This is a genomic window from uncultured Psychroserpens sp. (assembly GCF_947500255.1).
GTDB lineage: Bacteria > Bacteroidota > Bacteroidia > Flavobacteriales > Flavobacteriaceae > Psychroserpens.
In genome coordinates this window covers 60,255-68,724 of the sequence record NZ_CANMRL010000009.1, presented here as the reverse complement: position 1 = coordinate 68,724, position 8,470 = coordinate 60,255, and the positions used below count along the sequence as shown (strand labels likewise).

At 35.3% G+C, this 8,470-nt stretch carries 8 protein-coding genes; 5 read left to right on the top strand and 3 right to left on the bottom strand.

Going from position 1 to position 8,470, the window contains the following annotated elements; translation table 11 throughout:
• Both Q0783_RS18315 and Q0783_RS18310 read right to left on the bottom strand, forming a co-directional pair.
• Positions 1-3,053 (bottom strand): PKD domain-containing protein (locus tag Q0783_RS18315; RefSeq protein WP_298897589.1); only part of this gene is annotated, 3,053 nt, incomplete at its 3' end.
• Between the two features lie 32 nt (positions 3,054-3,085).
• Positions 3,086-3,559, bottom strand: coding sequence for a hypothetical protein (locus Q0783_RS18310; RefSeq protein ID WP_298897587.1), 474 nt, complete (start codon positions 3,557-3,559; stop codon positions 3,086-3,088).
• A 227-nt stretch (positions 3,560-3,786) separates the two neighbouring features.
• On the opposite strand from Q0783_RS18310, the gene folE reads away from it, so the two are divergent.
• The 5 genes from folE to Q0783_RS18285 all read left to right on the top strand — a co-directional run bounded on the left by folE (position 3,787) and on the right by Q0783_RS18285 (position 7,896).
• Complete coding sequence (gene folE / locus Q0783_RS18305) at positions 3,787-4,464, top strand: GTP cyclohydrolase I FolE (RefSeq protein WP_298897584.1); 678 nt, start codon at positions 3,787-3,789, stop codon at positions 4,462-4,464.
• A 91-nt stretch (positions 4,465-4,555) separates the two neighbouring features.
• Positions 4,556-6,037, top strand: coding sequence for a cysteine--tRNA ligase (cysS, locus tag Q0783_RS18300; protein WP_298897582.1), 1,482 nt, complete (start codon positions 4,556-4,558; stop codon positions 6,035-6,037).
• A 2-nt stretch (positions 6,038-6,039) separates the two neighbouring features.
• On the top strand, positions 6,040-6,276 hold the full coding sequence (yidD, locus tag Q0783_RS18295; protein WP_230937292.1) for a membrane protein insertion efficiency factor YidD: 237 nt from the start codon (positions 6,040-6,042) through the stop codon (positions 6,274-6,276).
• A 185-nt stretch (positions 6,277-6,461) separates the two neighbouring features.
• On the top strand, positions 6,462-7,391 hold the full coding sequence (lgt, locus tag Q0783_RS18290) for a prolipoprotein diacylglyceryl transferase (protein ID WP_298897578.1): 930 nt from the start codon (positions 6,462-6,464) through the stop codon (positions 7,389-7,391).
• Position 7,392: 1 nt separating this feature from the next.
• Positions 7,393-7,896 carry a DUF192 domain-containing protein gene (locus Q0783_RS18285; RefSeq protein WP_298897576.1) on the top strand — a complete coding sequence of 168 codons (504 nt, stop codon included), beginning with the start codon at positions 7,393-7,395 and terminating at the stop codon, positions 7,894-7,896.
• 1 nt (position 7,897) lies between these two features.
• On the opposite strand, the gene Q0783_RS18280 is transcribed toward Q0783_RS18285, so the two are convergent.
• Entirely contained in the window at positions 7,898-8,416 is a 519-nt protein-coding gene (locus Q0783_RS18280; RefSeq protein WP_298897573.1) for a hypothetical protein, read from the bottom strand.
• Positions 8,417-8,470: the final 54 nt, after the last annotated feature.

Below are 8,470 nucleotides of genomic sequence, written 5' to 3'. Positions count from 1 at the left end.
TCTGTGTTCTTTAATGTTAAATCTATACTCGTAAGACCATCTGGAACTCCATCGTCACAAACCTCTAACGGAGTTGGTGCAATAACAATAGGCTGAGAAAAAGCAGTAACTGTTTCTGTACTAGTCGTCGGACAAGCTCCATTTGTAGTATAATCTACTGTATAAGTAGCATCAAATTGCCCACCAGTTATAGTACCCGTTGCAGGATCTATAACTGCTCCATCTCCAGGGTTAGGATTAAATGCAAATGTTCCTCCTGGTAATCCTGTAATAGTCGCTGTTCCTCCATCACAAGTTGGTGACATTGTAAAACTTGAATCATCTTCAGGGAAAACAGTAACTGTCAGTGTAGTCGTTGATGGACAGTTTCCAGAAGTTATATAATCAACAGAGTAAGATACTCCTGGTAATCCATTAGTAATTTCACCTGTAACTGGATCTAATATAGCTCCATCTCCTGGTTCAGGATTGAACGCAAAAACACCGCCAGCATCTCCCACTATAGTAGCCGTTGCGCCTGTGCAACTTGCCAAATACGTAAATGATGAATCTTCCGCAGGAAAAACTGTCACGCTTTCACTTGTTGTTTCAGGACAAGGTCCTGAGGTTGTATATTCTACAGTATAAGTTGTACCCGAAACTCCAGTAATTAATCCTGTATTAGTATCTATTACGGCTCCATCAGCTGGTACTGGATTAAAAGCAAAAGTACCGCCTGTATCTCCTGTAATGACCGCTGTAGCTCCCTCACAAGTTGAAGTTAATGTAAACGTAGCATCTTCAAAAGGTAATACTGTAACTGTTTCGGTAGATGATACTGGACATGCACCAGCAACAGCATATTCTACAGTATAAGTGGCGCCTTGTGTTCCGTTAGTAATAGTTCCTGTTAATAAATCTAAAATTGCTCCATCAGTTGGTACTGGATTAAAAGTAAATGTACCACCTGCATCACCTGTTATGGTTGCCGTTGCACCATCACATGTAGGTGTTAACGTAAAACTTGCATCTTGAGCAGGCAACACTGTCACTGTTTGTGTTGTACCTGGACTACAAGAACTAGCAAATTCATATACAACAGTATAAGTTGTACTTGAAACACCATTAGTAATTGTACCTGTTACAGGATCAATTACCGCGCCATCTGTAGGCTGAGGGTCTTCAAATGAAAACACGCCTCCAACATCTCCAGTTATAGTAGCGGTACCTCCATCACATGTAGGTGTCATTGTAAATGACGTATCAAATACTTGACCTACAAGAATAGTTTCAGTATCATTAACTGTTAGCGTACATGCACCAACTGTAATATCTACAAGATTAAAGACTTGATCAATCGTAGGGCCTGTGATAGTTACAGTTGCTGTTCCTGCTGCATCTAAGACGACTGTTTGCGTTGCACCAGCATTGATTGTATAATTTACTGATCCATTAGGTGAACCCGTTATTAAAAATTCAGCATCTTCACCATCACATATTGGATTTGTTACAGCTGTAACATCTGCTAAAAGCTCTTCTTCCATTGTGATGCATACCTCTTCAGTATATTCACAGCCAAAATCATCAACTACTCTAAACGTATAGCAATGCACTCCTGCAGTAGCTGGAGCTACTGTAATTGTACTTCCAGTAACATTTGTAATCGAAGGATCTGCGTCCCATGTTTCTGAAGTGATAACAGGAGTAAAAGATAATTCTGGAGGTTGAATATTAGGATCAAAGTTCAATCCCCAAGAAAATATATATCCATTATCAATAGATAAATTATCAACTATTTCGATACACCAATCACCATTAAGTGGACTTCCTACTAGGTCGTTAAAAGACTCTACAGGCAAATATGTACCTGGTTCCCATGAATTGTTTGGAGGGTTTGTTCCTGCTGTAATTGTATTGGCATTTGAAAGTAATGTTGTTGCAGACATTGAAAAACAATAATCAGCTCCAACACCTGGCGTGTTAGAATTATCATCATTGGCTCCTCCAAAGTATGTTCCTCCACCAGCTTGAGTAAATAAGTCGGCTTCTTGTCCATTAGGAGAAATTATTTTTATGTCTAAATCTCCAGAGTAAGAGTGCTCCATATTTACACAAATCTCTATGAGTTGGTTTGGATCGGTCAATAATTGATCAGACTCAAAGCAATCTACAGTAATACATGTTGTATAAACAGCACCTGAACCATCAGGTAAGAATGTGGTACCACTAACTGGTGGTGTACAATCATTAACAAAAGGAACAGCATTAACGACACCATCAATAGTTGTTGTTTCTCCAAAACACAAAGTATCATCTGCAGCTTGTGTTCCTGTGAAATCAGGCTCTGTTGCAACTTGTATGACCTGATTAATCAAATTTGTATTAGCACAACCCAAGGGGTCAGAATCTGTATTCGTATCTCTAACATTTAAATTTACAATGTAAACTCCAGGTGTATCATATGAAAATGTAGCTGTTTGACCATCTACAAAATTTCCGTTGTCTAAATCCCATTGATATGTTGCTCCTGTACCATCAAATTCGAAAACACCACTACCTGTTAAGGTAATCTCTTCATTTGGACAAACTCTTATATAACCATCAGCATTTGCTGCTGGTGTAGAAGAATCTAATTGAGACACAATTGTTTGACATGGTGTAAAACATGAAATATCTGCAGACCAACCTGTTGTCGTACCTGCACCATCAGAAACAAACTGAATGGTTAAACACCCAGAACCATTATCATCAGTAGCAGTAACAAAACCTGGATTATTTGCTCCATCAAAAGTTCCAAATGGTGGACTTGCTACACTATCGCCATTGTATATGGTCATGATATCTGCACCAAGTTGTGTATTGAAATCTGTAAACGTTAATTGTACCAATTGACCCGGACTATCAGGACAAATGGTTATTACTAAATTCTCATCACTTGAATAGGCTCCACCTGCTCCACCTGTATCAAGAAAAGTTCCAGAACAGGCAGTAACAGTACCATCTTGCATAAGAACATCTTGTGCGTAGGTATGTAATGAAAATAATGCGAAAATTATGAGTAATGCTTTTTTCATAGCTAAAGATTATAAATGGCTAATTAATTATTTTATTTATGTTGAGATTTAATAATAATGAAGTAATTCGTATTATCAACTCGATACATATGCGACCCGTAAGAATTAAAATTGAATAAGTATTTCAACGGATTGAAATTTTGCGGATTAAAATTAGTGTCACGTTGTAAATTATCAACATAGTAATCCATCAATGGTACTTCCGATAATAACGTACATGGCTTTTGGTCACTTTGATTAGGTATGTTTTTAATTTCTACTCTATTGCGTAGAATATTTTTAATGTCTTTTAATCGTTGTGGCTTACTTAGAACATTAGCGTTCGCCTTGTTTCCGTAAACTTCATTTATTAGCGCTAACTCACTATTGGTCAATGGATTATTTACGTTGGAATTGTAGTTAACTGTTTTTTGCTTTCTTGATGTATTTGTAGATTGAGAAAACATGGTAGGTGTTGTTAATAAAGCACATAACAACATGAGAGGGAACAGTAATTTTGAGTTCATGATTATTTAGGTATTTAAAGACTTGAAATTTAAGAAAATTTTAATAAACAAACTGTTAAATCGGATATCATGTACATACATTCCGATTATAGGCATATAACATCTTAAATTAATAAATCCCTACCCTAGTCTCGTTTTTTTTTATTACGTATCTTTGCATTCTCTTTTAAATAGAGATATTATATTTTTTAATTTAAATGAATTTCCGTTACTACGGAATACAAAAAATGAAAATAGATAAAGACACACAAGATATAGATGCTTTAGGAGACAATCATGTAGGAACATCTTCTGAAACTCCTATGCGTAATGATGCATTTGAATTAACGTCTTCTGAAAAAATTGATATCATCAAAGATGATGTAAGACACATCATGGAAACACTTGGTCTAGATTTAGATGACGATAGTTTAAAAGGAACTCCAAAACGTGTTGCGAAAATGTTTGTGAATGAAATCTTTGGAGGCCTCAATCCGGATAAAAAACCTAGTGCTTCTACGTTTGACAACAAATATAAATACGGAGAAATGCTCGTTGAAAAAAACATTACTGTATATTCAACTTGCGAACACCACCTATTGCCCATTGTTGGGAAAGCTCATGTAGCCTATATCTCTAATGGCACAGTGGTAGGCCTTTCTAAAATGAATCGAATTGTTGATTATTTTGCAAAACGTCCTCAAGTACAAGAACGCCTTACAATACAAATAGTAAAAGAACTTCAAAATGTTTTAAACACAGAAGATGTTGCATGCGTTATTGATGCAAAACATTTATGTGTTAATTCAAGAGGTATAAGAGATGTAGATAGCAGTACAGTTACTTCAGAGTTTGGTGGAAAATTCAAAGAAAAAGAAACGAAACGAGAATTTTTGGACTACATTAAATTAGATACTACTTTTTAAGTATACAGCCTTCCGAAGAAAAAATAAAATATTAGATTTGGGTATTGAAATTAATATCAAACCTATCAATACATTTTAAATACCTTACAGCATGCATTTGTACGAAGAGCAAAAGATTCAAATTTACAATACGCTTAGTGGAAAAAAAGAAGTTTTCAAACCTATTCAAGATGGATATGTTGGAATGTATGTTTGTGGACCAACAGTATATAGTAATGTACACTTAGGAAATGTGAGAACATTCATGTCTTTCGACATGGTATTTCGCTATCTTAAACATTTGGGTTACAAAGTTCGCTATGTAAGAAATATCACTGATGCTGGACATTTAGAAAATGATGCAGATGTTGGTGAAGATAAGATTACTAAAAAAGCACGATTAGAACAAATTGAACCCATGGAAGTCGTACAACGTTATACTGTAGATTTTCATAATATTTTAAAGACACTTAATTTTCTACCTCCTAGCATTGAACCAACAGCAACAGGTCACATCATTGAACAAATAGAACTTATCAAAATGATTATTGATAATGGATTTGCTTATGAAGTCAATGGCTCTGTTTATTTTGATGTCCACAAGTTCAATGAAAATCATGACTACGGTATTTTAAGCAAGCGTAATTTAGAAGATCTTATCCATAATACGCGAGCTTTAGATGGGCAAAGCGATAAGAAAAACCCGCAAGATTTTGCACTTTGGAAACGTGCCGAACCTCAACACATTATGAGATGGCCTTCTCCTTGGAGTGACGGTTTTCCTGGATGGCATTTAGAATGTACAGCAATGAGCACTAAATATCTTGGTGACAATTTTGATATCCATGGTGGTGGAATGGATTTAAAATTCCCTCATCACGAATGTGAAATAGCACAAAGTGAAGCAGCAAAAAAACAAGCACCAGTAAACTATTGGATGCATGCAAATATGTTACATCTAAATGGGCAACGCATGTCAAAATCGACTGGAAATGTCGTCAATCCAAATGAATTACTTTCAGGTGAGAATACATTTTTCAGTAAAGCTTTTGCACCTAGTGTCATCCGTTTTTTTAATGCACAATCGTCTTACAGAAGTGTATTAGATTTAACCGATGATGGATTACTGGCAAGTGAAAAAGGATTTTTCCGATTAATGGATGCCATTAATGTATTAGAAGAACTCAAAGCTGGAGACTCTTCTACATTTGATGTTTCAGAATGGAGACGAAAATGTTATGATGCAATGAATGACGATTTCAACTCGCCTATTTTAATCGCACATCTTTTTGAAGCTGCAAAACAGATCAATCAAATAAAAGATGGCAATGCTTCATTGGCGCCGAAAGATCTAGAGCTACTGAAAAAAACAATGAATGATTTTACATTTGACGTATTAGGATTGGTAAATGTATCTAAAGCAGATACTGGAACAGATAAATTAGCTGGAGCTGTTGAATTACTTATTGAATTACGTCAGCAAGCAAGAGCCAATAAAGATTTTGCTTTGTCTGATAAAATCCGTGATGATTTAGCAGCTAAAGGTATTCAGTTAAATGACGGCAAGGACGGAACGACTTTTACGACCAATTGATCATGAAACGTATCCTAGTTGCACCTTTTCTGTTTTTAATTAAAGTGTATCAAACTTTGATTTCTCCACTAACACCTGCAACTTGTAGATTTCAGCCAACTTGTTCACACTACTCCAAAGAAGCATTAGAAAAACATGGCCTTTGGAAAGGAGGGAGATTAGCACTTAAACGTATTTTTAGTTGTCATCCCTGGGGAAAATCTGGCTATGATCCAGTTCCGGAGAAGGATGACAACTAAAAATTTACCAGCGCACCAGCTCGCACTTTCACTAAAAATGTACACCGTACATTCTTTCCTTCGTTCAGTCGCCCTGGGGAAAATCTGGCTATGATCCAGTTCCGGAGAAAGAAGATTAAAACTATCTTAACAATACTGGTAGTTTAGACATAAATACTATCTTTATCCCAACAAAAATTAAATGTATGCTTGCTCTTCAAATGACATGGAATCCTTCTAAAGGAATAGATCTAGGCTTCTTTACTCTACATTATTATAGTATTATGTGGATTGTCGCATTCTTGTTAGGTTTCACCATTATGAAACGTATGTATAAGAATGAAAACCAAACCAATGAATCTTTAGACTCATTGTTCATTTATTCGGTTGTTGGCATCATGCTAGGCGCACGTTTGGGGCATGTTATTTTTTACCAATCTGAATTGATTTCACAAGACTTTTTTAGCATTTTTCTTCCTTTTAAATTTAAAGGGGGCTTTGAATTTACAGGATTTCAAGGTCTTGCCAGTCATGGAGCAGCTATTGGAATGATTATATCGATGTATCTCTACAATAAAAAAGTATTGAAAAAAACGGTGCTTTGGATTTTAGATCGTGTTGTTGTACCTGTAGCTTTAGGTGCTGTTTTTGTGAGATTGGGCAACTTTATTAATTCTGAAATTATTGGTAAAGTTACAGAGTCATCTTTAGGTGTACGCTTTGTTCAGGATCAATACAATAAATATGATGTTGAAAAGATTACTGGACTTAAAAATATAAAAGATGCATATAGCAAATTAGGTAGCGATCCTAAGTATGCTGAATATCTAGAAAATGTGCCTTATAGACACCCAGCTCAATTGTACGAAGCTGGGAGTTATATTTTTGTGTTTCTCATCTTATTATTTGTCTATTGGAAAACTAAAAAGAGTGAACAACAAGGCTTCTTATTTGGATTATTCTTAGTGTTATTATGGACAGTTAGATTCTTTGTTGAGTTTGTAAAAGAAGCCCAAGTCGACGGCAGGGATGATTATGTCCTATTTATGAATACAGGACAAGTACTAAGTATTCCTTTTATACTTATCGGACTTTACTTTATGTTTATTTATAAGCCTAAATCTAAATTAAGCTAAGATGAATCGTCTCTATATAAGGTTGGCTGTTATTTTGTTCTCCGGAATAATTATGCTTCAGGTATCATCTTGTAAAGAAGATAAAAAATCTTCCGAAGTTACTATAGCAAAGATCAATTTCAAAAAAGAAGGAGAATTACAATTAAAAAAAGCCGTTTCAGATTCACTTTTAGTATCGCTTGATATTGAAATAGCCGATGATGAGTACTCTACTCAAACTGGTTTAATGTATCGCGATAGCATGAAAGACAGTCATGGTATGCTTTTTATTTTTCCAAATATAGACTATCGTTCGTTTTATATGAAGAATACCGAAATTCCATTAGATATTATTTATATCGCTGAAGACAAAACTGTGGTGAGTATTCAAAAAAACGCCAAACCTTATGACGAAACCTCTTTACCATCTGAAGGTCCCGCAAAATATGTACTTGAAGTGAATGCTGGATTAAGTGATATTTGGACTCTGGAAAAAGGAGACCTTGTTGAGTTTTCAAAACAATAGCCTACAAACCAACCTCATCACTTAGCCTCCTATCAAGATTAAAACTGAGTCCTACTCTATGATTACTCACATTATTTAAATTTCCATTATTAAATGGAATGCCATAACCATACGTTAGATTAGCCCAACCTCCCATACTTATTCCCACTTCCGGAAGCACTCTGAACTCTGAGTTCCCATTTTGGAAATAATTAACTGCTGATAAGCGAATTGCAAAAACCGTTGCTGATAATTCGTATCCAATTTTGGGAGCAATAGTATGATTGCGACCATCACGTAGGTTGGTCTCAACACCAATTCTAAATCCGTCTACACCAACAATAGGAATTTTCCCATTAGTCTCTACAGTAACATCACCAATCAATACATTAACTTCTAAAAACGTTTCATGCTGAACGATAAGCCCGGGAGAAAAAATGATATCATTATAGGTTTTCTTATATTTATCTGGCTCTCCGCTTTGAGCATACGAAAACAAGGAAGTGAAAAATAATACAGAAATAAAAAGTATTTTATTCATAGTTAAATATAAACAAAAAACCACTTCAAATGAAGTGGTTTTTTAATATATAAT

Excerpts from the sequence above, each read along its gene's own strand:
- cysS (WP_298897582.1), top strand. The coding sequence starts at position 4,556 with ATGCATTTGTACGAAGAGCAAAAGATTCAAATTTACAATACGCTTAGT.
- Q0783_RS18280 (WP_298897573.1), bottom strand. The coding sequence starts at position 8,416 with ATGAATAAAATACTTTTTATTTCTGTATTATTTTTCACTTCCTTGTTT.
- yidD (WP_230937292.1), top strand. The coding sequence starts at position 6,040 with ATGAAACGTATCCTAGTTGCACCTTTTCTGTTTTTAATTAAAGTGTAT.
- folE (WP_298897584.1), top strand. The coding sequence starts at position 3,787 with ATGAAAATAGATAAAGACACACAAGATATAGATGCTTTAGGAGACAAT.
- Q0783_RS18285 (WP_298897576.1), top strand. The coding sequence starts at position 7,393 with ATGAATCGTCTCTATATAAGGTTGGCTGTTATTTTGTTCTCCGGAATA.
- lgt (WP_298897578.1), top strand. The coding sequence starts at position 6,462 with ATGCTTGCTCTTCAAATGACATGGAATCCTTCTAAAGGAATAGATCTA.
- Q0783_RS18310 (WP_298897587.1), bottom strand. The coding sequence starts at position 3,559 with ATGAACTCAAAATTACTGTTCCCTCTCATGTTGTTATGTGCTTTATTA.